Source organism: Streptomyces sp. NPDC003284 (assembly GCF_053589675.1).
Genome location: NZ_JBSFSI010000006.1, coordinates 133,718 through 156,017, shown reverse-complemented (window position 1 = coordinate 156,017; position 22,300 = coordinate 133,718). Strand labels below are relative to the sequence as shown.

20 protein-coding genes and 1 tRNA gene are annotated in these 22,300 nt (G+C 72.5%); 18 read left to right on the top strand and 3 right to left on the bottom strand.

Translation table 11 applies throughout. The features are described from left to right. The first annotated feature begins 86 nt into the window (after positions 1-86). Together ACWDYF_RS15505 and ACWDYF_RS15500 are read left to right on the top strand one after the other, a co-directional pair. Positions 87-533, top strand: coding sequence for an SRPBCC family protein (locus tag ACWDYF_RS15505; protein WP_018570248.1), 447 nt, complete (start codon positions 87-89; stop codon positions 531-533). A gap of 39 nt (positions 534-572) precedes the next feature. Beyond that, positions 573-644 (top strand) — tRNA-Val (locus ACWDYF_RS15500). 105 nt (positions 645-749) lie between these two features. Here ACWDYF_RS15500 and ACWDYF_RS15495 read toward each other — a convergent pair. Further along, the gene (locus tag ACWDYF_RS15495; protein ID WP_389464293.1) at positions 750-1,478 is read right to left on the bottom strand and encodes a 3'-5' exonuclease; all 729 of its coding nucleotides are present in this window, start codon (positions 1,476-1,478) and stop codon (positions 750-752) included. A 280-nt stretch (positions 1,479-1,758) separates the two neighbouring features. Here ACWDYF_RS15495 and ACWDYF_RS15490 point away from each other — a divergent pair, with 280 nt between their 5' ends. From ACWDYF_RS15490 to ACWDYF_RS15475, 4 genes are all read left to right on the top strand, one after another. Then, entirely contained in the window at positions 1,759-2,325 is a 567-nt protein-coding gene (locus tag ACWDYF_RS15490) for a DUF4365 domain-containing protein (RefSeq protein ID WP_355478652.1), read from the top strand. After that, entirely contained in the window at positions 2,322-3,560 is a 1,239-nt protein-coding gene (locus ACWDYF_RS15485) for a hypothetical protein (protein ID WP_389464167.1), read from the top strand. Before ACWDYF_RS15490 ends, ACWDYF_RS15485 begins: the two co-directional genes overlap by 4 nt. Before the next feature lie 99 nt (positions 3,561-3,659). Then, entirely contained in the window at positions 3,660-5,636 is a 1,977-nt protein-coding gene (thrS, locus tag ACWDYF_RS15480) for a threonine--tRNA ligase (RefSeq protein WP_389464169.1), read from the top strand. 80 nt (positions 5,637-5,716) lie between these two features. Next, the gene (locus ACWDYF_RS15475; protein ID WP_389464170.1) at positions 5,717-6,262 is read left to right on the top strand and encodes an HIT family protein; all 546 of its coding nucleotides are present in this window, start codon (positions 5,717-5,719) and stop codon (positions 6,260-6,262) included. Positions 6,263-6,310: 48 nt separating this feature from the next. Here ACWDYF_RS15475 and ACWDYF_RS15470 read toward each other — a convergent pair whose 3' ends face one another. Both ACWDYF_RS15470 and ACWDYF_RS15465 read right to left on the bottom strand, forming a co-directional pair. Continuing rightward, positions 6,311-7,969 (bottom strand): hypothetical protein, encoded by a 1,659-nt coding sequence (locus tag ACWDYF_RS15470; RefSeq protein WP_381737065.1) that lies wholly within the window; start codon positions 7,967-7,969, stop codon positions 6,311-6,313. Between the two features lie 195 nt (positions 7,970-8,164). Then, positions 8,165-10,363, bottom strand: coding sequence for an elongation factor G-like protein EF-G2 (locus ACWDYF_RS15465; protein ID WP_389464173.1), 2,199 nt, complete (start codon positions 10,361-10,363; stop codon positions 8,165-8,167). Positions 10,364-10,627: 264 nt separating this feature from the next. Here ACWDYF_RS15465 and pgsA point away from each other — a divergent pair, with 264 nt between their 5' ends. The 12 genes from pgsA to secD all read left to right on the top strand — a co-directional run bounded on the left by pgsA (position 10,628) and on the right by secD (position 22,299). Beyond that, on the top strand, positions 10,628-11,302 hold the full coding sequence (gene pgsA / locus ACWDYF_RS15460; RefSeq protein WP_018570240.1) for a phosphatidylinositol phosphate synthase: 675 nt from the start codon (positions 10,628-10,630) through the stop codon (positions 11,300-11,302). Further along, positions 11,299-12,234, top strand: coding sequence for a phosphatidylinositol mannoside acyltransferase (locus ACWDYF_RS15455; protein WP_389464175.1), 936 nt, complete (start codon positions 11,299-11,301; stop codon positions 12,232-12,234). The genes pgsA and ACWDYF_RS15455 overlap by 4 nt, the downstream gene beginning before the upstream one ends. Continuing rightward, positions 12,231-13,394, top strand: a complete 1,164-nt coding sequence (locus ACWDYF_RS15450) for a glycosyltransferase family 4 protein (protein WP_018570238.1) — start codon at positions 12,231-12,233, stop codon at positions 13,392-13,394. The genes ACWDYF_RS15455 and ACWDYF_RS15450 overlap by 4 nt, the downstream gene beginning before the upstream one ends. 825 nt (positions 13,395-14,219) lie before the next feature. Continuing rightward, positions 14,220-14,762 carry a LemA family protein gene (locus ACWDYF_RS15445; protein WP_018570237.1) on the top strand — a complete coding sequence of 181 codons (543 nt, stop codon included), beginning with the start codon at positions 14,220-14,222 and terminating at the stop codon, positions 14,760-14,762. 212 nt (positions 14,763-14,974) lie between these two features. Next, a complete protein-coding gene (pdxS, locus tag ACWDYF_RS15440) occupies positions 14,975-15,823 on the top strand; it encodes a pyridoxal 5'-phosphate synthase lyase subunit PdxS (RefSeq protein WP_234021320.1) in 849 nt (282 codons plus the stop codon). An 8-nt stretch (positions 15,824-15,831) separates the two neighbouring features. After that, a complete protein-coding gene (pdxT, locus tag ACWDYF_RS15435; protein ID WP_381737068.1) occupies positions 15,832-16,443 on the top strand; it encodes a pyridoxal 5'-phosphate synthase glutaminase subunit PdxT in 612 nt (203 codons plus the stop codon). A 79-nt stretch (positions 16,444-16,522) separates the two neighbouring features. Continuing rightward, positions 16,523-17,275: a YebC/PmpR family DNA-binding transcriptional regulator gene (locus ACWDYF_RS15430; protein ID WP_064531685.1), complete on the top strand. Its 753-nt coding sequence runs from the start codon at positions 16,523-16,525 to the stop codon at positions 17,273-17,275. A 110-nt stretch (positions 17,276-17,385) separates the two neighbouring features. Next, positions 17,386-17,943, top strand: coding sequence for a crossover junction endodeoxyribonuclease RuvC (ruvC, locus tag ACWDYF_RS15425; RefSeq protein ID WP_018570233.1), 558 nt, complete (start codon positions 17,386-17,388; stop codon positions 17,941-17,943). Next, a complete protein-coding gene (ruvA, locus tag ACWDYF_RS15420; RefSeq protein ID WP_355478665.1) occupies positions 17,940-18,545 on the top strand; it encodes a Holliday junction branch migration protein RuvA in 606 nt (201 codons plus the stop codon). The genes ruvC and ruvA overlap by 4 nt, the downstream gene beginning before the upstream one ends. 57 nt (positions 18,546-18,602) lie before the next feature. Further along, positions 18,603-19,673: a Holliday junction branch migration DNA helicase RuvB gene (ruvB, locus tag ACWDYF_RS15415; RefSeq protein WP_064531679.1), complete on the top strand. Its 1,071-nt coding sequence runs from the start codon at positions 18,603-18,605 to the stop codon at positions 19,671-19,673. A gap of 163 nt (positions 19,674-19,836) precedes the next feature. Beyond that, positions 19,837-20,346, top strand: a complete 510-nt coding sequence (gene yajC / locus ACWDYF_RS15410) for a preprotein translocase subunit YajC (protein ID WP_355478667.1) — start codon at positions 19,837-19,839, stop codon at positions 20,344-20,346. A 132-nt stretch (positions 20,347-20,478) separates the two neighbouring features. Continuing rightward, complete coding sequence (secD, locus tag ACWDYF_RS15405; RefSeq protein ID WP_389464181.1) at positions 20,479-22,299, top strand: protein translocase subunit SecD; 1,821 nt, start codon at positions 20,479-20,481, stop codon at positions 22,297-22,299. Position 22,300: the final 1 nt, after the last annotated feature.

Genomic DNA, 22,300 nt, shown 5'->3' with positions numbered 1-22,300 from the left:
AGAGGAACCGGCGCCCGTCCCGCGGCCCCGGCCCGGCACCGGGAAAGCGGCCCCCGGGCAGCGGCGCACCGGGCAGACTGAGGACCATGGACTGGACCCACTACCGCTTCCTCAGCCGGTGGCCCCTGCCCGCTCCGCCCGCCACCGTGTACGCGGCCCTGGAACGGGTCGAGGACTACCCGCGGTGGTGGCCGCAGGTGCGCGAGGTCCGCCCGACCGACGCCACCGCAGGCGTCGTCCGGATCCGCTCCCTGCTGCCGTACGACATGACGTTCACCGCCCGCGAGGCGCGCCGCGACCCGGCCGCCGGGATCCTGGAGGTGGCGATGACCGGGGACATCGACGGCTGGGCGCGCTGGACCCTCACCGCCCACGGCACCGGCACCCTGGCCCGCTACGACCAGGTCGTCGACGTGCACAAACCGCTGCTCAGACGCCTCGCCGTGCCCGGCCGCCCCGTCTTCCGGCTCAACCACCGGCTGATGATGAGCGCCGGACGGCGCGGACTGGCCGCGCATCTGGCGACGGTTTGAACGAAGGCCCCCCGGACCTGTATGGTTCAGTCCGTTCCCGGGCGATTAGCTCAGTGGGAGAGCGCTTCGTTCACACCGAAGAGGTCACTGGTTCGAACCCAGTATCGCCCACCGGGAAAAGGCCGGTCCGCAGCAGCGGACCGGCCTTCTTCATGTCACCGCCGCCCGCCGCCCGCCGCCCGCCGCCCGACCCCGGCGCCGCGGAACCGCACCGCCTCACGCCGCCGCCGGCAGCTCCGGGCGCAGTGGCCAGGCCGGATCCACGGTCTCCTCGGTGCCGGTACGCGCGAACCACGCTTGCAGGCCCCGTGCCTGCGCCGCGTGCCAGCCCGTCTGCAACGCGTGCAGCTCGGCGGGGGACAGCCGCTCCAGCCGGGCCGCGAACCGGCGGCCGAGCGCCCGGACCACCTCCAGCGCGGCAAGCGCGTCCGCCGCCGCGTCATGCGCCTCCGCCAGCGTCACCTCGTAGTGCGCGCACAGATCGGTGAGCGTGCGCCGGCCCTTGCGGTAGCGGTCCAGATGCTTGTCCAGCACCCGCGGATCCAGCACGCTCAGCGGCGACGACTCCAGCCAGCGGCCCAGCGAGGACGCCCGGTGCCGCCGCAACTCCCGGTCCAGCAGGGTCAGATCGAACGGCGCGTTCATCACCACGAGCGGGCGGCCCAGCGTGGCCTGCTCCGCCAGCTCCTCGGCTATCTCGTACATCACCGGCGCGGGCCAGCGCCCGTTGCGGTGCAGGTGATCCTCCGTCAGGCCGTGCACCGCCGTCGCCGCCCCGGGCACCGGCACCCCCGGATTCACCAGCCAGCGCACCGTCCTGGGCCGCGCGCCCGGCGCGTCCTGGACGACGACGGCGGCCGACACGATGCGGTCGGTCTCGACGTCGACGCCCGTGGTCTCCGTGTCGAAGGCGGCCAGCGGCCCCTCGTACCAGCAGCACGTCATGTCGACCACAACTCCTCGCTCACCCAAGGCGGCTGACGTGCCGTCCGCCACCCGAACCGGTGATACCCGGGCTGTTTGCGGCGTACGCCGGAAGGAGACAACAGCAGTACGGGTCTTTGCAGTTCACGGACCCGCTCCCCGGACCGGGACCCCTGCCCCGGCGGCGGCAGCGGCACACGCCCGGCCCGACCGCCGCGGCCGCCCCCGCCGGACCCCCGTTCCACCCCCATCCCGTTCGGTACGTCTCTCTCGATTCCCCTGGTTCGGAAGGCTGTCGGTCATGGTGACGGCGCAGCCCGAGCGGAGCGGGCTGCTGCCCGGACGCGCGGGCACCCGACGCGGCACACTCGCCACCACCGCCTGCATGGAGACCTTGCAGGTGGGCTATCTGCATGCCGTCGCCGCCGCGGCCGGCTGCTCCCTGTCCCAGCCCTTCCCGGACAACGGCATCGACTGGCACGTCAGCCACAGCGCCCCCGGACACACCGTCGACGACGAGGTGACCGTCAAGGTGCAGCTCAAGTGCACCTACCAGCTCCCGCCCCACCCGCCGGGCCCGACCTTCGCCTTCACCCTGGACAACGCCCACCTGGCGAAGCTCGCCCGCACCCCGGTCTCGGTCCACAAGATCCTGGTCGTGATGATCGTGCCGCGCTCCCAGGACCAGTGGCTGCGGGCCGGGCACGACCGGCTCGACCTGAGGCACTGCTGCTACTGGGTCAACCTCGCCGGCCATCCGATCACCGGCCGCCACCGCACCACCGTACGGATACCGACCTCGCGCATCTTCGACGACCGGGCCCTGTGCGAGATCATGACGCGGGTCGGGACCGGAGGCAGACCATGACGCACCGACCCCCGGACCAGCCGTCGCGCGCCGCGCGCCCGCACCCCGCCACCGCGCCCCCGGCCGGTGTCCCGCACCCCGCCGACGTCGACCCGGCCGTGCTCGCCGCCCTGCTGCACCGGCACGGCTGGCAGCGGCGCGGCGGCGCCACGGGACACTACGGCCGCTGGACACCGCCCGGCCCCGGCGGCGCCGCCACCAGCCTGCTGGTGCCCGTCAGCCACGCCTTCCCCGACAGCGACGACCTGCTCGGCGAGGCACTGGACGCCCTGGTCCACGCCCGCACACCGTCCGCGTACGCCGTGCTGGCCGCCCTCGCCGTGCCCAGCGACGAGATCCACTGGTGGCGCGACGAACCGGGCGGCCCGGCCGGCACCGCCGCCTGGACCGCCGCGGAACGGCTGCGCGCCGCCGCCCGGCAGACCCTGCTCGCCGCCGCGCTCGCCACCCGCGCCCGCACCGGCTACCACGGCGCACGGCACCGCCGCCCGGCCGCCGCCTGCCTCGACCACGTCCTGGTCGGCTCCGGCAGCGGCGGCCCCGGCCTGACCGCGCTCGTCCCCGTCGACCCCGCCCGGCCGCTCGCCGTCCGGCTCCACCGGGCCGTCCACGCCGTCCGCGAGGCCGTCGACCACCGCCGGGCCACCGGCGCCCTGGACGCCTTCGACGGCGCGGTGCGGGCCGGTGCCAGCCGCGAGCTGACCGAGGCGCTGATCGCGCTGGTGCGCGGCAGCGAGGGCGCCCGGATCGCGGTCGACTGGGCACCCGCCGCGGGCGTACCCGCGCACTGCGGGGCCGGGCCGGTCGCGTTCTCACCGGGCGACCTGCCCGTGCTGCGCGAGGCCGGTGCCCGCTATCTGCGCGCCGAGCCGTCCGTGCCGGTGCGGATCACCGGCGCGGTGGTCCGGCTGCGCAGACCCCGGCCCTACGGCGAGGGCACCGCGCGGCTGCGCGTCCTCGCGGGCGCCGAGGTGCCCTACGTCCGGGTCGTGCTGGCCGAGGAGGACTACCGCACCGCCGGGCACGCGCACCTGGCCGGACTGCCGGTGCGGATGCGCGGCAGACTGGAGAGCCGCGGCGGCTTCCGCCGGGTCACGGGCGCCTGCGAGGTCGTCCCCGTGCGGGTGGACGACGAGGAACGGGACCGGCTGATGAAATGGCTGGGGGAGGGGCCCGGGGACCCGGATCTCTTCGGCGGACCGGAGGCCGGAGCGGACGGCGCCCCGCGGGGCTGACGACAACCGCTTCGCGGAGGGCGCCTTCGTCTCGGTACCATCCCAGTCATGCGCGCGCTCCCGGTATGGCGCCGCACCCCCTTCAGTCAGGAGAGACCGGTGTCAGACGTCCGTGTGATCATCCAACGCGATTCCGAGCGGGAAGAGCGCACGGTGACGACGGGCACCACGGCCGCCGACCTCTTCGCCGGTGAGCGCTCGATCGTCGCCGCGCGCGTGGGCGGCGAGCTGAAGGACCTGGCGTACGAGGTCGCGGACGGCGAGACCGTCGAGGGCGTGGAGATCTCCTCCGAGGACGGTCTGAACATCCTGCGCCACTCCACCGCGCACGTCATGGCGCAGGCCGTGCAGGAGCTGTTCCCCGAGGCCAAGCTGGGCATCGGCCCGCCGGTCAAGGACGGCTTCTACTACGACTTCGACGTCGAGCGGCCCTTCCACCCCGATGACCTCAAGGCCATCGAGAAGAAGATGCAGGAGATCCAGAAGCGCGGGCAGCGGTTCGCCCGCCGGGTGGTCACCGACGCCGAGGCCCGCGAGGAGCTGGCCGGCGAGCCGTACAAGCTGGAGCTGATCGGCCTCAAGGGCTCCGCCTCCGCCGAGGACGGCGCGGACGTCGAGGTCGGCGCCGGTGAGCTGACGATCTACGACAACCTGGACGCCAAGACCGGCGAGCTGTGCTGGAAGGACCTCTGCCGCGGTCCCCACCTGCCCAGCACCCGGCTCATCCCGGCGTTCAAGCTGATGCGCAACGCCGCCGCCTACTGGCGCGGCAGCGAGAAGAACCCGATGCTCCAGCGCATCTACGGCACCGCTTGGCCGTCCAAGGACGAGCTGAAGCAGTACCTGGAGTTCCTCGCCGAGGCCGAGAAGCGCGACCACCGCAAGCTGGGCAACGAGCTGGACCTCTTCTCCGTCCCCGAGCAGATCGGCTCCGGCCTCGCCGTCTTCCACCCCAGGGGCGGCATCATCCGCCGGGTCATGGAGGACTACTCGCGCCGCCGCCACGAGGAGGAGGGCTACGAGTTCGTCTACACCCCGCACGCGACCAAGGGGAAGCTCTTCGAGACCTCGGGCCACCTGGACTGGTACGCCGACGGCATGTACCCGCCCATGCAGCTCGACGAGGGCGTGGACTACTACCTCAAGCCCATGAACTGCCCGATGCACAACCTGATCTTCGACGCGCGCGGCCGGTCCTACCGCGAACTGCCGCTGCGCCTCTTCGAGTTCGGGACGGTGTACCGGTACGAGAAGTCGGGCGTCGTGCACGGCCTGACCCGCGCCCGCGGCTTCACCCAGGACGACGCGCACATCTACTGCACCCGCGAGCAGATGGCCGACGAGCTCGACAAGACGCTCACCTTCGTGCTGAACCTGCTGCGCGACTACGGTCTGACCGACTTCTACCTGGAGCTGTCGACCAAGGACCCGGAGAAGTTCGTCGGCTCGGACGAGGCGTGGGAAGAGGCCACCGAGACCCTGCGCCAGGTCGCCGAGAAGCAGGGCCTGCCGCTGGTCCCGGACCCGGGCGGCGCCGCCTTCTACGGCCCGAAGATCTCCGTCCAGGCCAAGGACGCCATCGGCCGCACCTGGCAGATGTCGACGGTCCAGCTCGACTTCAACCTGCCCGAGCGCTTCGACCTGGAGTACACCGCGGCGGACGGCTCCAAGCAGCGCCCGGTCATGATCCACCGCGCGCTGTTCGGCTCCATCGAGCGGTTCTTCGCGGTGCTCCTGGAGCACTACGCGGGCGCCTTCCCGGCGTGGCTGGCCCCGGTGCAGGCGGTCGGCATCCCGATCGGCGACGCGCACGTCGGCTATCTGCACACGTTCGCCGCCGAGGCCAGGAAGAAGGGCCTGCGGGTGGAGGTCGACTCCTCCTCGGACCGGATGCAGAAGAAGATCAGGAACGCGCAGAAGCAGAAGGTGCCGTTCATGGTCATCGCGGGCGACGAGGACATGGCGAACAACGCCGTCTCCTTCCGCTACCGCGACGGCTCGCAGGACAACGGCATCCCCTTCGACGAGGCCATCGCCAGGATCGCGAAGGTCGTCGCGGAGCGCACGCAGGTCTGACCCACGGGAGCAGGCCCCCGGGAGGCACGGCTTCCCGGGGGCCTGCTCCGTCCCCGGGCGGCACGCCATATGCTGCACGCATGACGAGTGAGCCGGAGCAGCAGATCGGAGTGGGGACGCAGGACGCGTTCCAGCGCCTGTGGACGCCCCACCGGATGGCCTACATCCAGGGCGAGAACAAGCCGACCGGTCCAGGGGCCAAGGACGGCTGCCCCTTCTGCGCGATCCCGGCCAAGTCCGACGAGGACGGTCTGATCGTCCGGCGCGGCGAGCAGGTGTACGCGGTGCTCAACCTCTACCCGTACAACGGCGGCCATCTGATGACGGTGCCCTACCGCCACGTCGCCGACTACACCGACCTCACCGTGGCGGAGACCGCCGAGCTGGGGGAGCTGACCAAGCAGGCGATGCGGGCCCTGCGCGCGGCCTCCGGAGCGCACGGGTTCAACATCGGCATGAACCAGGGCTCGGTGGCGGGCGCGGGCATCGCCGCCCATCTGCACCAGCACATCGTGCCCCGCTGGGGCGGCGACACCAACTTCATGCCGGTGGTCGGGCACACCCGGGTGCTGCCCCAACTGCTCGCCGACACCCGCAAGATGCTCGCGGAGGCCTGGCCCGAGTAGTCCCGGGCCCGGCCCCCGCCGTGCGTGTCGGGGCGTGTCGCGCGGGTGCTACGCGTCGTACAGATCGGCCTTCCTGGGCGAGGCGTCCTGGACCATGCCGCTGAGCACCGAGGAGCGGTTGCCGAACTTCTCGACGTCCACGCCGTTGTCCCGCAGGACCTTCAGCGCCGCCGTGTGCACCACCCGCAGCACGGGTGTGGCGGCGCGCAGCGCGTCGTCGGCCATGAAGCGGTGGCGCCAGGGCTGGTCGGCCCAGGCGTGCCGCAGTCCGAACGGCTCGGGCAGGGCGAGGCTGCCGCCGAGCCAGTTGAGCAGCGGCGGGTACCAGGTCAGCGGGGCGCGGGCGGCGAGCCGTACCACCTCGTCGGTGTCGATCAGGGGCAGCTTGACCTTGCGGGTCTCCCAGAACCGGAAGGCCTTCTGCACCTCCTTCTCCTTGGCCGCGGGCTTGCCGTTGAAGAGCGGGTTGACCGGGCCCAGGGCGTGACCGGTGACCTCGATGCGCAGCGTGTTGTGCAGCACGGTCACGGTGATCATCATGGTGATCACCAGATGGCCGTCCCAGAGCGTCCACTGGACGCCGAGGTAGTGCCGGTCGCCGCTGCCGAACTGCTGCTTGTTGCAGATGTCCTGCACGGCGTGGCTGCGGACGGTGTACGCGTCCACGTCGGTGCCGCCGGGCCGGGCGACCTCCTTGGCGTTCTCCCCGATGGGGGTGACGATCCAGTGGGTGATCGCCGGCTTGGTGAAGCCGCCGGTGTTGATGGAGGTGCGCTCCAGCATGCCGAGGCCGCCCTGGATGGCGTTGATCACGTCCCAGCTGCGGAACGGGTGGAACTCCTTGCCCGGTTCGGCCGAGACCAGGTCCTCGGCGAGCTGCCAGCTGCCCCAGCGGGTGCCCATGCCGAGTATGCCCTTGGGACCGGCGTAGAAGACCGAGTTGGAGCGCTGTTCGGCACTGAGCCGGGCGAGTTCCTTGCGGATCTGCTCGGCGGCGTCACCGGGGTTGCCGGGGACGGCCTCGGGGATCTTGGCGCCGACACCGCCGCCGCCCGAGAGCAGACCGGACCAGCGTTCGCGCAGGTCACGGGCGGTGCGCTCACAGATCCGCTTGGCCCAGAACCAGCCGGCGACCGGCATGACGACGGCCGCGCGCGCGTACCAGGCCCAGAAGCCGTGGAAGGGCATCTTGACCAGGAAGAGGACGGCGAGCGCGCCCATGGCGACCAGCAGGGTGGTGGCGAGCATCCCGGCCCGCTTGTCCTCGCGGCGGCTCATGGTGGTGCGCAGGACGAACACCAGCAGCCAGACCAGGAAGCCGGGCAGGAACAGCACCCCGCACAGCACCGTCACGGCCGAGAGCCAGTTGTCGCGCTCGCGGCGGATGCGCTGGGCGGCCAGGCAGTGCTCCACGACGACCTGGGGCTCGATGCCGAAGGACTGGATGAGCGGCTTGCGTCCGGCGCCGAGCATGCGGTCGATCACGGCGCGGGAGAACGCCTCGCCGAGCCGGGGGCGGAAGATCTTCGCCCAGGGGCGCGGCGGTTTGACCGTGGACTGGTGCCAGTCGTTGTCGGCTTCCTTGATCTTCTCCACTTCGTCGTCCCGGTAGGCGGCGGCGGCCAGCGCGAAGGTGGCCGCCGTCTGTCCCGCCGCGCCCGAGAGGGGAATCTGAGCCCCTGGACTGAAATCGAATCCGTCCGTCACCGCCGCCCCCACTGCCGCCGATTCTGCATCTGCGGCCTTCCCGACTTCCCTGCCTCGCACACCTGTTGATCAGGTCATCAGCGTATCCGCACCCGCCCTTCCGCACAGGTGGACGGCCGAAGCCGCCCCCCTGTGCGGAGCGCGGTGCCCCGTACTGCCCCGCGCGAGCGCTCCGTTGTGCGCCCGGCGCGTCGACTATGAGGCTTCGCGCTCCTGTTGGCGCAGCCGGTCGGCGATCTGCTGCGGCATCGGTTCGTGGCGGGCGTAGCGGCGCTCGAAGCGGGCCGTGCCGTGCGACAGGGACCGCAGGTCGATCGCGTACCGGCCGATCTCGATCTCGGGCACCTCGGCCCGCACCAGGGTCCGGCCGCCGCTGATCTGCTCGGTGCCCAGCACCCGGCCGCGCCGTCCGGACAGATCGCTCATCACGGCGCCCACGTAGTCGTCGCCGACCAGGACGCTCACCTCGGCCACCGGTTCGAGCAGATGGATCCGGGCGTCGGCCGCGGCCTCCCGCAGCGCCAGCGCGCCCGCGGTCTGGAAGGCGGCGTCGGAGGAGTCCACCGAGTGCGCCTTGCCGTCCAGCAGTGTGACGCGGACGTCGATCAGCGGATGACCTGCGGCCACCCCCTTCGCGGCCTGCGCCCGTACGCCCTTCTCGACGGAGGGGATGAACTGCCGCGGGACCGCGCCGCCGACGACCTTGTCGACGAACTCGATGCCCGAGCCGCCCGGCAGCGGCTCCACCTCGATCTCGCAGATGGCGTACTGGCCGTGGCCGCCGGACTGCTTGACGTGCCGGCCGCGGCCCGCCGACCGGCCGGCGAACGTCTCCCGCAGGGAGACCCGGTGCGGGACGACGTCGACCTGGACCCCGTAGCGGCTGCGCAGCCGCTCCAAGGCCACGTCGGCGTGCGCCTCGCCCAGGCACCACAGGACCACCTGGTGGGTGTCCTGGTTCTGCTCCAGGCGCATCGTGGGATCCTCGGCGACCAGCCTGGCCAGGCCCTGGGAGAGCTTGTCCTCGTCGGCCTTGCTGTGCGCCTGGATGGCGAGCGGCAGCAGCGGGTCGGGCATCTGCCAGGGGGCCATCAGCAGCGGGTCGTCCTTGGCGGAGAGGGTGTCGCCGGTCTCGGCGCGGTTCAGCTTGGCCACGGACACCAGATCGCCCGCGACGGCGTGCGTCACCGGGCGCTGCTGCTTGCCGAACGGGGTGGACAGGGCGCCGATCCGCTCGTCGACGTCGTGGTCCTCGTGGCCCCGGTCGGCGAGGCCGTGCCCGGAGACGTGCACGGTCTCGTCCGGGCGCAGGGTGCCGGAGAAGACGCGTACCAGGGAGACCCGGCCCACGTAGGGGTCGGAGGCCGTCTTGACGACCTCCGCGACCAGCGGTCCGTCCGGGGCGCACGGCGCCGGGCGGCGCGAGCGGCCGTCGGGTGTGGTCACCTCGGGTGCCTCGTGCTCCAGGGGCGTGGGGAAGCCGCGGACGATCAGGTCGAGGAGTTCCACCGTGCCGATGCCCTGGCGGGCGCCGTCGGCGGCGGGGGCGGCGGCCAGCACGGGGAAGAAGGCGCCGCGCGCGACGGCCCGTTCGAGATCTTTGATCAGGGTCTCCACGTCGACCTGCTCGCCGCCGAGGTAGCGGTCCATGAGGGTCTCGTCCTCGCTCTCGGCGATGATCCCCTCGATGAGCCGGCCGCGGGCCTCGTCCATGCGCGGCAGTTCGTCCGCGCCGGGTTCGGACTCCTTGCGCTCCCCGCTCGCGTAGTCGAACAGCTTGCGGGTCAGCAGGCCGACCAGGCCGGTGACCGGGGCGTGCCCGTCCGGGCCCTCGGGTCCGTGCAGCGGCAGGTACAGGGGGAGGACGGCGTCGGGGTCGTCGGCGCCGAACGCCTCGGCGCACACCCGGGTCATCTCCTCGAAGTCGGCGCGGGCGGCCTCCAGGTGGGTGACCACGATGGCGCGGGGCATGCCGACGGCGGCGCACTCCTCCCACACCATGCGGGTGGAGCCGTCCACGCCGTCGGAGGCCGAGACGACGAAGAGGGCCGCGTCGGCGGCCCGCAGACCGGCGCGCAGCTCCCCGACGAAGTCCGCGTAGCCGGGTGTGTCCAGCAGGTTGATCTTGATGCCGTCCCAGGCGACGGGCACCAGGGACAGCTGCACCGAGCGCTGCTGGCGGTGCTCGATCTCGTCGTAGTCGGAGACGCAGCCGCCGTCCTCGACGCGGCCCGCCCTGTTCACCGCCCCCGCCGTCAGCGCGAGAGCCTCTACCAAGGTCGTCTTGCCCGATCCGGAGTGGCCGACCAGCACCACGTTCCGCAAGGAAGCGGGGTGGTCGGCCGCCATCGCCCTGCCGGCGGCTCCGGGATGTGTGTGCGCCTTGTCGCCCATGATCCTGCCCTCCCGTGCACGGTGAGGTCCTGTGGGCGCGGACACGCGGCACCGCGTCACCGGCGGCTCCTGCGACGCCCGCGGTCATTCGAGCTTTGCACTCCCGTCATGCCGCGTCCATACGAAGGACCCGATCCCGCCGCCCGCCCGTGCGCCGCAAGGGCCAGAGGGTGCCCGGACGCGGCCCACGCGCGCGCGTGACTACGATGGGCCAGCCGGTGGCCAGCAGGGGCCGCCCGGCGAAAGCGACCCCCCGGGAAGGCCATGCTGAACAAGTACGCGCGTGCATTCTTCACGCGTGTCCTCACACCGTTCGCCGCGTTTCTCATCCGCCGGGGCGTGAGCCCCGACACGGTCACGCTCCTCGGCACCGCCGGGGTGATGGCGGGCGCACTGGTCTTCTACCCCCGGGGCGAGTTCTTCTGGGGCACGGTGGTGATCACGCTCTTCGTGTTCTCCGACCTGGTCGACGGCAACATGGCGCGCCAGCTGGGCCGTTCCAGCCGCTGGGGCGCGTTCCTGGACTCCACCCTGGACCGGGTGGCCGACGGCGCCATCTTCGGCGGGTTCGCCCTCTGGTACGCCGGGCAGGGCCACGACAACACCCTGTGCGCGGTGTCGATCTTCTGCCTGGCCAGCGGCCAGGTGGTGTCGTACACCAAGGCGCGCGGTGAGGCGATCGGCCTGCCCGTCGCCGTGAACGGCCTGGTCGAGCGGGCCGAGCGGCTGGTGATCTCCCTGGTCGCGGCCGGATTCGCGGGCCTGCACAAGTTCGGGGTGCCCGGCATCCAGTACCTGCTGCCGGTCGCGCTGTGGATCGTCGCCGCCGGCAGCCTGGTCACGCTGATCCAGCGCGTGGTCACCGTGCGCCGCGAGTCGGCCGAGGCGGACGCCGAGGCCGCCCGGCAGGAGAACCAGGGGAGCGGGGCGTCGGCGTGAGCGCCCGGGAGCGCCTGACCGACACCCTGTACGGGCTGGGCTGGAACACCGTCAAGAAGCTGCCCGAACCGGTGGCCGTCCGGCTCGGCCGCACCCTCGCCGACCTCGTCTGGAAGCGGCGCGGCAAGGGCGTCCTGCGGCTGGAGGGCAACTACGCGCGCGTGGTGCCCGGCGCGAGTCCCGAGCGGCTGGCGGAGCTGTCCCGCGCGGGCATGCGCTCCTACCTGCGCTACTGGATGGAGTCCTTCCGGCTGCCCGCCTGGAGCGCCGAGCGGGTCCGGGGCGGCTTCGCCCCCGACGACGTGCACCACCTGACCGACGGCCTCGCCTCCGGCAGGGGCGTCGTCCTCGCCCTGCCGCACCTGGCCAACTGGGACCTGGCGGGCGCCTGGGTCACCACCGCGCTGGAGACGCCGTTCACCACGGTCGCCGAACGCCTCAAGCCCGAGACGCTCTACGACCGGTTCGTCGCCTACCGCGAGGGCCTGGGCATGGAGGTACTGCCGCACAGCGGCGGCTCGGCCTTCGGCACCCTGGCCCGGCGGCTGCGCGACGGCGGCCTGGTCTGCCTGGTCGCCGACCGCGACCTGTCCTCCTCCGGCGTCGAGGTCGAGTTCTTCGGCGAGACGGCCCGGATGCCGGCCGGCCCCGCGCTGCTCGCCCAGCAGACCGGCGCCCTGCTGCTGCCCGTCACCCTGTGGTACGACGGCTCGCCCGTCATGCGGGGCCGGGTCCATCCCCCGATCGAGGTACCGGCGACAGGCACGCGGCCCGAGAAGACGTCTGTCATGACACAGGCGCTGGCCGACGCCTTCGCCTCGGGTATCGCCGACCATCCGGAGGACTGGCACATGCTCCAGCGCTTGTGGCTCGCGGACCTCGAACCCCGCCCCGCACCGGCCGGGCAGGACACGGAGGGGGAGGCGGCGTGAGGATCGGCATCGTCTGCCCGTACTCCTGGGACGTCCCCGGCGGCGTGCAGTTCCACATCCGCGACCTCGCCGAGTACTTCATCCGCCTCGGCCACGAGGTGTCCGTCCTCGCCCCCGCCGACGACGACACCCCGCTGCCGCCCTACGTCGTCTCGGCCGGCCGCGCGGTCCCGGTGCCGTACAACGGGTCGGTGGCCCGCCTGAACTTCGGCTTCCTCTCGGCCGCCCGGGTACGGCGCTGGCTGCACGAGGGCCGCTTCGACGTGATCCACATCCACGAGCCGACCTCGCCGTCGCTCGGCCTGCTCACCTGCTGGGCGGCGCAGGGTCCGATCGTGGCCACCTTCCACACCTCCAACCCGCGCTCCCGGGCGATGGTCGCCGCGTACGCCATCCTCCAGGCGGCCCTGGAGAAGATCAGCGCGCGCATCGCGGTGAGCGAGTACGCCCGGCGCACCCTGGTCGAGCACCTGGGCGGGGACGCCGTGGTCATCCCCAACGGCGTCGACGTCGGCTTCTTCGCCCGCGCCGAGCCCCGGCCCGAGTGGCAGGGCGGCACGATCGGCTTCATGGGCCGCATCGACGAGCCCCGCAAGGGCCTGCCCGTGCTGATGCGGGCCCTGCCGAAGATCCTCGCCGCGCATCCGCGGGCCCGGCTGCTGGTCGCGGGCCGCGGCGACGAGGAGGAGGCCGTGGCGAGCCTGCCGCGGGAGCTGCGCGCGCGGGTGGAGTTCCTCGGCATGGTCAGCGACGAGGACAAGGCGCGCTTCCTGCGCAGCGTCGACCTCTATGTGGCGCCCAACACCGGCGGCGAGAGCTTCGGCATCATCCTCGTCGAGGCGATGTCCGCGGGCGCTCCCGTGCTCGCCTCCGACCTCGACGCCTTCGCCCAGGTCCTCGACCAGGGCAAGGCCGGTGAGCTGTTCGCCAACGAGGACGCGGACGCCCTGGCCGACGCCGCCGTGCGCCTCCTCGCCGACCCGGCCCGCCGCGCCGAACTCCGCGAGCGGGGCAGCGCCCACGTCCGCCGCTTCGACTGGTCCACCGTCGGCGCGGACATCCTCTCCGTCTACGAGACGGTCACCGCCGGCGCGGCAGCGGTCGCCACGGACGACCGCGCCACGGGGCTGCGGGCGCGGCTGGGCCTGGTCCGCGACTGACCGGAAGCCGGGCTGCGTGGTGCAGCCGGGCGCGCGGCTCGCGAGGGCTGTGCGGTCCGAGGGCCGCGCGGTTCCGGGGGCGTGCGGTTCGAGGGCCGTGCGCCTCGGCGGGCTTGCGGTTCCGGGGCGTGCGGTCCGGTGGCCGTGCGGCCGGGGGCTCGGGCGGTCCCGGCGGCGGGTTGCGGGGCGGTCCGGTGGCCGCGTCGGCGTGCGGGGGCCGACCTTCAGGGTGGTGTCCGGACGCGGGGGACGCGGGGAGAGAAGCGGGGGAGAGGAGCTGCCGGAGCAGGCGCGCCAGCCCCCGGCTCCGGCCTCCTGACCGGTCGTATGCCTCTCCGGCCGCCTCGGCCGGGTGCCTTCCGGCCTGCGCGCCCGGGGGCGGATCGGCGCTCCCTGATGTTGCGTACCCGCGCCGCGGCTGTCCGCCCTGGGCGGGCGTCCACTGCCCCCGGAGCGGCTGCCCGCCCAGTTCCTCACCGTCCGGCCGCAGGCTCCGTTCCCACCTGGCCTGGTGCCGTCCCGGTTGCCCGAGGGACGGGGCGGCGCCCGTGCCACCGCGCCCCTACTGCCCGCCCAGGTACGGGCACACCGCCCCCGGATCGGTCGCCTCGCCCACCTGCGCCCTCTCCCGGACAGCCGCAGACGCCACCCCGCCCCAGGCGCCGCGTCACTCCCCGCCCCCGAGGGGCGGATCGGCGCCCCTACGGCCGCGCGCCCGCGCCCCCGCTGCCCGCCCCGGGGACCGGCACCCACCGCTCCCGAACCGCTCGGCACACCCCCGACCGGCCGCAGGCCCCCCTCCCCGCCCCGGTAGCCTTGCCGCCCGTGATCGCAACGCTCATCTGGATCCTTGTCGCGCTCGTGGCCGTCGGCCTCTATCTGAGCTGGACGGCGGGCCGGCTGGACCGGCTGCACGCCCGGATCGACGCGGCGCGGGCCGCGCTGGACGCGCAGTTGCTGCGCCGCGCCTCCGTGGCGCAGGAACTGGCCACCTCCGGGGTGCTGGACCCGGCCGCCTCGATCGTGCTGTACGAGGCCGCGCACGCGGCCCGGCAGTCCGAGGAGGAGCAGCGGGAGGTCGCCGAGAGCGAGCTGAGCCAGGCGCTGCGGGCGGTGTTCGGCGAGGCGCAGCAGGTGGAGGCGGTCCGCGCGGTGCCCGGCGGCGAGGAGGCGGCGCGCGAGCTGGCCGAGGCGGTGCGCCGGGTGCCGATGGCCCGCCGCTTCCACAACGACGCCGTGGGCGCGGCCCGCAGACTGCGCGAGCACCGCAAGGTGCGCTGGTTCCGGCTGGCCGGGCACGCCCCCTTCCCGCTGGCCTTCGAGATGGACGACGAGCCCCCGGTGGCGCTGGTGGAGCGCGCGGCCTAGCGGTCCGCGCCGCACGGCACTGCCCGTACAGGGGCCGTGCGGGCAAAAGGATCCACCCGCTTGTCATTGGCCCTTGCCGTGGACTGGTCCACTCGCGTTTCCTCTGGGTGCATCAACCCCCTCTTTCCACCCGAGTGAGGTCACCCGTGTCCACCACGCTTCCCGATTCCGCCCAGACTCCCGAGACCGGTACCGCGCGCGTCAAGCGCGGCATGGCCGAGCAGCTCAAGGGCGGCGTGATCATGGACGTCGTCACGCCGGAGCAGGCGAAGATCGCCGAGGACGCGGGCGCCGTCGCCGTCATGGCCCTGGAGCGGGTCCCGGCCGACATCCGCAAGGACGGCGGCGTGGCCCGCATGTCCGACCCGGACATGATCGAGGGCATCATCGAGGCCGTCTCCATCCCGGTCATGGCCAAGTCCCGCATCGGCCACTTCGTCGAGGCCCAGGTCCTCCAGTCGCTCGGCGTCGACTACATCGACGAGTCCGAGGTCCTCACCCCGGCCGACGAGGTCAACCACTCCGACAAGTGGGCCTTCACCACCCCCTTCGTCTGCGGTGCCACCAACCTGGGCGAGGCCCTGCGCCGCATCGCCGAGGGCGCGGCCATGATCCGCTCCAAGGGCGAGGCCGGCACCGGCAACGTCGTCGAGGCCGTCCGCCACCTGCGCCAGATCAAGAACGAGATCGCCCGGCTGCGCGGCTTCGACAACAACGAGCTGTACGCCGCCGCCAAGGACCTGCGCGCCCCCTACGAGCTGGTCAAGGAGGTCGCCGAGCTGGGCAAGCTCCCGGTGGTCCTCTTCTCCGCCGGCGGCGTGGCCACCCCGGCCGACGCCGCCCTGATGCGCCAGCTCGGCGCCGAGGGCGTCTTCGTCGGCTCCGGCATCTTCAAGTCCGGCGACCCGGCCAAGCGCGCCGCCGCCATCGTCAAGGCGACCACCTTCTACGACGACCCGAAGATCATCGCGGACGCGTCCCGCAACCTCGGCGAGGCCATGGTCGGCATCAACTGCGACACCCTCCCCGAGACCGAGCGCTACGCCAACCGCGGCTGGTAGCCCACCCCATGAGCAGCGAAGCACCTGTCGTCGGCGTCCTGGCCCTCCAGGGCGACGTACGGGAGCACCTCGTCGCCCTGGCCGCGGCCGACGCCGTGGCCAGGCCGGTCAGGCGCCCCGAGGAACTCGCCGAGGTGGACGGCCTGGTCCTGCCCGGCGGCGAGTCCACCACCATCTCCAAGCTCGCCGTCCTGTTCGGCGTGATGGACCCGCTCCGCGCGCGCGTGCGTGACGGCATGCCCGTCTACGGCACCTGCGCCGGGATGATCCTGCTCGCCGACAAGATCCTCGACCCGCGCTCGGGCCAGGAGACCGTCGGCGGCATCGACATGATCGTGCGCCGCAACGCCTTCGGCCGGCAGAACGAGTCCTTCGAGGCGGCCGTGGACGTCCGGGGCGTCGAGGGCGATCCGGTGGAGGGCGTCTTCATCCGCGCGCCCTGGGTCGAGTCCGTGGGCGCCGGGGCCGAGGTGCTCGCCGAGCACGGCGGTCACATCGTGGCGGTGCGCCAGGGCAACGCGCTGGCCACGTCGTTCCACCCGGAGCTGACCGGCGACCACCGTGTGCACGCCCTGTTCGTCGACATGGTGCGCGCGATACGGGCGGCGGAGTCCTTGTAGGATCTCCCGGGGTACCTCCCGGCTGCTTCAGGCCCGGGGGCGTTCGTACAGGATGGGTTTACGCGAAGGAGACAGGCAGATGTCCGGCCACTCTAAATGGGCCACGACGAAGCACAAGAAGGCCGTCATCGATGCCAAGCGCGGCAAGCTCTTCGCGAAGCTGATCAAGAACATCGAGGTCGCGGCGCGGATGGGCGGCGTGGACCTGGACGGCAACCCGACGCTCTACGACGCCGTACAGAAGGCCAAGAAGCAGTCGGTCCCGAACAAGAACATCGACTCCGCCATCAAGCGCGGTGGCGGTCTTGAGGCCGGCGGCGCCGACTACGAGACGATCATGTACGAGGGCTACGGGCCGAACGGCGTCGCGGTGCTCATCGAGTGCCTCACCGACAACCGCAACCGCGCCGCCTCCGACGTCCGCGTCGCCATGACCCGCAACGGCGGCTCCATGGCCGACCCCGGTTCGGTGTCGTACCTGTTCAACCGCAAGGGCGTCGTGATCGTCCCCAAGGGCGAGCTGTCCGAGGACGACGTCCTGGGTGCCGTCCTGGACGCGGGCGCCGAGGAGGTCAACGACCTCGGTGACACCTTCGAGGTCCTCAGCGAGGCCACCGACCTGGTCGCGGTCCGCACCGCCCTCCAGGAGGCCGGCATCGACTACGACTCGGCCGACGCCAACTTCGTCCCGACCATGCAGGTCGAGCTGGACGAGGACGGCGCCCGGAAGATCTTCAAGCTGATCGACGCGCTGGAGGACAGCGACGACGTGCAGAACGTCTTCGCCAACTTCGACGTCAGCGACGAGGTCATGGAGAAGGTCGACGCCTGACGCACGCACGGCGCCACCGGCGGGCCGAGGGACACACGTCCCTGGGCCCGCCGCCGTTGTCAGTGGCACCCGATAGCCTGCGCGGACAGGAGATCGAAGGGAAAGATCGCGTGCGCGTACTGGGGGTGGACCCGGGGCTGACCCGCTGCGGGGTCGGTGTCGTGGAGGGGGTCGCGGGCCGGCCGCTGACCATGATCGGTGTGGGCGTGGTGCGGACCCCCGCGGACGCCGACCTCGGACACCGCCTGGTCGCCGTCGAACAGGGCATCGAGCAGTGGCTCGACGAGCACCGCCCCGAGTTCGTGGCCGTGGAGCGCGTCTTCAGCCAGCACAATGTGCGCACGGTCATGGGCACCGCCCAGGCCAGCGCCGTCGCCATCCTGTGCGCCTCCCGCCGCGGCATCCCCGTCGCCCTGCACACCCCCAGCGAGGTCAAGGCCGCCGTCACCGGCAGCGGACGCGCGGACAAGGCCCAGGTGGGCGCCATGGTCACCCGCCTGCTGCGGCTCGCCGCGCCGCCCCGGCCCGCCGACGCCGCCGACGCCCTCGCCCTCGCCATCTGCCACATCTGGCGGGCCCCCGCACAGAACCGGCTCCAGCAGGCCGTGGCCCTGCACACCGCCGCCGCCACCAGGACGGCCCCGCACACGAAAGGCCGTACGGCATGATCGCCTTCGTCAGCGGCACCGTCGCCGCGCTCGCCCCCGACACCGCGGTGATCGAGGTCGGCGGCGTCGGCATGGCCGTCCACTGCACCCCGGGCACCCTGTCCGCCCTGCGGATCGGCCGCCCCGCCAAGCTGCACACCTCCCTCGTCGTCAGGGAGGACTCCCTGACCCTGTACGGCTTCGCCGACGACGACGAGCGCCAGGTCTTCGTGCTCCTCCAGACCGCCAGCGGCGTCGGCCCGCGCCTGGCCCAGGCCATGCTCGCCGTGCACAGCCCCGACGCGCTGCGCCGCGCGGTCGCCACCGGCGACGAGAAGGCCCTCACCGCCGTCCCCGGCATCGGCAAGAAGGGCGCCCAGAAGCTCCTCCTGGAGCTGAAGGACCGCCTCGGCGCGCCGGTCGGCGCCCCCGCGGTCGGCGCCCCCGTGACCCAGGGCTGGCGCGACCAGCTGCACGCCGCCCTCATCGGACTCGGCTACGCCACCCGCGAGGCCGACGAGGCCGTCACCGCCGTCGCCCCGCAGGCCGAGGCCGCCGACGGCACCCCCCAGGTGGGGCAGCTCCTGAAGGCGGCCCTCCAGACCCTCAACCGAGCCCGCTGACGCCACCGGGCCCGCTGACGCAACCGGCGCCCCGCGCCCCGCTAGGAGACAACCGCAGTGAACTGGGACGACACGCCCGACACCACCGCCGCCGAGCGACTGGTGGGCTCTGTCGCCGACCGCGAGGACCAGGCCGTCGAGGCCGCCCTGCGGCCCAAGGACCTCGGCGAGTTCATCGGCCAGGAGAAGGTCCGCGAACAGCTCGACCTGGTGCTGCGCGCCGCCCGCGCGCGCGGCGCCACCGCCGACCACGTGCTGCTCTCCGGCGCCCCCGGCCTCGGCAAGACCACCCTCTCCATGATCATCGCGGCCGAGATGGGCGCTCCCATCCGCATCACCTCCGGCCCCGCCATCCAGCACGCGGGCGACCTCGCCGCCATCCTGTCCTCGCTCCAGGAGGGCGAGGTGCTCTTCCTCGACGAGATCCACCGCATGTCCCGGCCCGCCGAGGAGATGCTGTACATGGCGATGGAGGACTTCCGCGTCGACGTGATCGTCGGCAAGGGCCCCGGCGCCACCGCCATCCCGCTCGAACTGCCCCCCTTCACCCTGGTCGGCGCCACCACCCGGGCCGGACTGCTGCCGCCCCCGCTGCGCGACCGCTTCGGCTTCACCGCCCACATGGAGTTCTACGAGCCCGCCGAGCTGGAGCGCGTCGTACACCGTTCGGCGCAACTGCTGGACGTGGAGATCGAGGCCGACGGCGCCGCCGAGATCGCCGGCCGCTCCCGCGGCACCCCCCGCATCGCCAACCGCCTGCTGCGCCGGGTGCGGGACTACGCGCAGGTCAAGGCGGACGGGATGATCACCCGTGACATCGCCGCCGCGGCCCTCGCCGTCTACGAGGTCGACGCCCGCGGCCTGGACCGTCTGGACCGGGCCGTGCTGACGGCGCTGCTCAAGCTGTTCGGCGGCGGCCCGGTGGGCCTGTCGACGCTGGCGGTGGCGGTGGGGGAGGAGCGTGAGACCGTGGAAGAGGTCGCCGAACCGTTCCTCGTCCGCGAGGGCCTGCTCGCGCGCACCCCGCGCGGACGGGTCGCCACCCCGGCCGCCTGGGCGCACCTCGGCCTCACCCCGCCCGGCTCGCCCGGGGCGGGAAACGGACAACAGGACCTGTTCGGGGCGTGACGGCGATCCATTGGCCCGGGGAGGAACCCAGGTGCCATGCTGAGCGTTGTTCCTTGCACGCGGACTCCCTTAGACTCCGCCGATGCCGCCCTTGTCGACGGCAAGCACACCCCCAACCATCAGGCCGCTTTCCATCGCGGTCGTGTGAAGGAAGTTCCGACCCGTGAGTCTCGTGACCCTCCTCCCGTTCATCGTGCTCATCGGGGCCATGTTCCTGATGACCCGGTCGGCCAAGCGCAAGCAGCAGCAGGCCGCCACCATGCGGAACCAGATGCAGCCCGGTAGCGGAATCCGCACCATCGGGGGCATGTACGCGACGGTCAAGGAGGTCAACGACGACACGGTCCTCCTCGACGCCGGGCCGGGCGTGGAGCTTCTCTTCGCCAAGAACGCCATCGCGACCGTCCTGTCCGACGACGAGTACAACCGCATCGTCCACGGCGTCGAGCACGACCTGAAGTCCGACACCGACATCGTTCCCGACGACGCCTCCTCCCTCACCGAGACCGACGAGCCCGCCGCCGACGCTTCCGCCGCCTCCGACGACAAGCCCATCGACCTCGGCAAGAAGGACGCGGCCGAGCCGAAGGGGGAGGAATCCGCCGACGCCGCCGCCGAGGCGAAGGCGGACGAAGAGCCGAAGAAGACCGACGGCGACTCCGGGGCGAAGTAGGCACCACCCAGGGCGCGCGGCACCGCCCGCGCGCCCTGGGACGTGTTCACTTCGCGCGGGATCCCGACACCATGTCATGGCCGCACACCAAGCCCACCCGGCGCGGAGCGGCCCGAGAGGGAGTACGAGAAGGTGGCAGCACCTAAGAAGGGCCGGAGCGCGAGCGCCCAGAGCAAGCCATGGCGCTCGCTGGCCCTCATCCTGATCGCCATCGTGGCGCTCACCGGTGGCATGTTCGCCTCCGGGCACACCACCCCGCGCCTCGGCATCGACCTGGCCGGCGGCACCAGCATCACCCTGAGGGCGGTTCCCGAACGCGGTCAGGAATCCGCGATCAACAAGGCCAACATGGACACCGCGGTCGACATCATGAACCGCCGTGTCAATGGTCTGGGTGTCTCGGAGGCCGAGGTTCAGACCCAGGGCCGTGACAACATCATCGTCAACATCCCCAAGGGCACGAACTCCAAGGAGGCCCGGGAGCAGGTCGGCACCACCGCCAAGCTGTACTTCCGCCCGGTGCTGGCCACCGAGGTCTCCGCCGGCCAGCCCCCGGCCAGCCCGGCGCCGTCCTCCAGCTCCTCCGGCAAGCCCGGCGACAAGGCCACGGACAAGCCGGGCGACAAGGCCACCGACAAGACCGGCGACAAGGACAAGGCGACCTCCGGCTCCAGCCCCTCGTCGACCGCGACGCACCAGGGCCGTGCCGTCACCGACGGCCTGAAGGCCGACTCCACTCCCTCGACGGGCAGCACCGGCTCCGCCGCGCCGAACTCCTCGCAGAGCCCCAAGGCCCCCGCCTCCCCGTCGGCCGGCGGCGCCACCTCCGGTGACGACAGCAAGCTCCAGGCCGAGTACGCCGCCCTGGACTGCTCCAAGGAGTCCGTCCGCGCCACGGCAGGCAAGGGCGTCAAGCCCACCGTGTCGACCGTCGCCTGCGGCCAGGACTCGCAGGGCCAGTGGGCGAAGTACCTCCTCGGCCCGGCCGGCGTGGACGGCACCGACGTCAAGAAGGCCCAGGCCGTCTTCAACACGCAGAACGGCTCCGGCTGGACCGTCACCATGGAGTTCACCTCCAAGGGCGCCAAGAAGTTCGCGGACATCACCGGCAAGCTGGCGCAGAACCAGACGCCGCAGAACCAGTTCGCGATCGTCCTCGACGGCAACGTCGTCTCCGACCCGTACGTCCGCGAGGCGCTGACCGGCGGCAACGCCGAGATCACCGGCCGCTTCACGCAGTCGGAGGCCCAGGGCCTGTCGAACATGCTGTCCTACGGCGCGCTGCCGCTGACCTTCAAGGAGGACAGCGTCACCACCGTCACCGCCGCGCTCGGCGGCGACCAGCTGCACGCCGGCCTCATCGCGGGCGCCATCGGCCTCGCCCTGGTCGTCGTCTACCTGCTGATCTTCTACCGCGGCCTGTCGGTCATCGCCATCCCCTCGCTGCTGGTCTCGGCGATCCTCACCTACGTGATCATGGCGCTGCTCGGACCGGGCATCGGCTTCGCGCTGAACCTGCCGGCCGTCTGCGGTGCCATCGTCGCCATCGGCATCACGGCGGACTCGTTCATCGTGTTCTTCGAACGCATCCGGGACGAGATCCGCGAGGGCCGCACGCTGCGGCCCTCCGTGGAGCGCGCCTGGCCGCGGGCCCGCCGCACCATCCTCGTCTCCGACTTCGTGTCCTTCCTCGCCGCCGCGGTGCTCTTCATCGTCACCGTCGGCAAGGTGCAGGGCTTCGCGTTCACCCTCGGTCTCACGACCGTGCTGGACGTCGTCGTGGTGTTCCTGTTCACCAAGCCGCTGATGACGATCCTGGCGCGCCGGAAGTTCTTCGCCAACGGCCACCGGTGGTCCGGTCTCGACCCCAAGGCCCTGGGCGCCAAGGCGCCGCTGCGCCGCACCCGCCGCCCCTCCCGCCCCGCCGGCCCCGTCGACCCGAAGGAGGCGTGAG

Coding starts and splice junctions, on each gene's coding strand:
- pgsA (WP_018570240.1), top strand. CDS start 10,628: ATGCTGAACAAGTACGCGCGTGCATTCTTCACGCGTGTCCTCACACCG.
- ACWDYF_RS15495 (WP_389464293.1), bottom strand. CDS start 1,478: ATGACGTGCTGCTGGTACGAGGGGCCGCTGGCCGCCTTCGACACGGAG.
- ACWDYF_RS15505 (WP_018570248.1), top strand. CDS start 87: ATGGACTGGACCCACTACCGCTTCCTCAGCCGGTGGCCCCTGCCCGCT.
- ACWDYF_RS15490 (WP_355478652.1), top strand. CDS start 1,759: ATGGTGACGGCGCAGCCCGAGCGGAGCGGGCTGCTGCCCGGACGCGCG.
- ACWDYF_RS15430 (WP_064531685.1), top strand. CDS start 16,523: ATGTCCGGCCACTCTAAATGGGCCACGACGAAGCACAAGAAGGCCGTC.
- ACWDYF_RS15465 (WP_389464173.1), bottom strand. CDS start 10,363: ATGGGCGACAAGGCGCACACACATCCCGGAGCCGCCGGCAGGGCGATG.
- ACWDYF_RS15485 (WP_389464167.1), top strand. CDS start 2,322: ATGACGCACCGACCCCCGGACCAGCCGTCGCGCGCCGCGCGCCCGCAC.
- pdxT (WP_381737068.1), top strand. CDS start 15,832: ATGAGCAGCGAAGCACCTGTCGTCGGCGTCCTGGCCCTCCAGGGCGAC.
- pdxS (WP_234021320.1), top strand. CDS start 14,975: ATGGCCGAGCAGCTCAAGGGCGGCGTGATCATGGACGTCGTCACGCCG.
- ruvA (WP_355478665.1), top strand. CDS start 17,940: ATGATCGCCTTCGTCAGCGGCACCGTCGCCGCGCTCGCCCCCGACACC.
- ACWDYF_RS15475 (WP_389464170.1), top strand. CDS start 5,717: ATGACGAGTGAGCCGGAGCAGCAGATCGGAGTGGGGACGCAGGACGCG.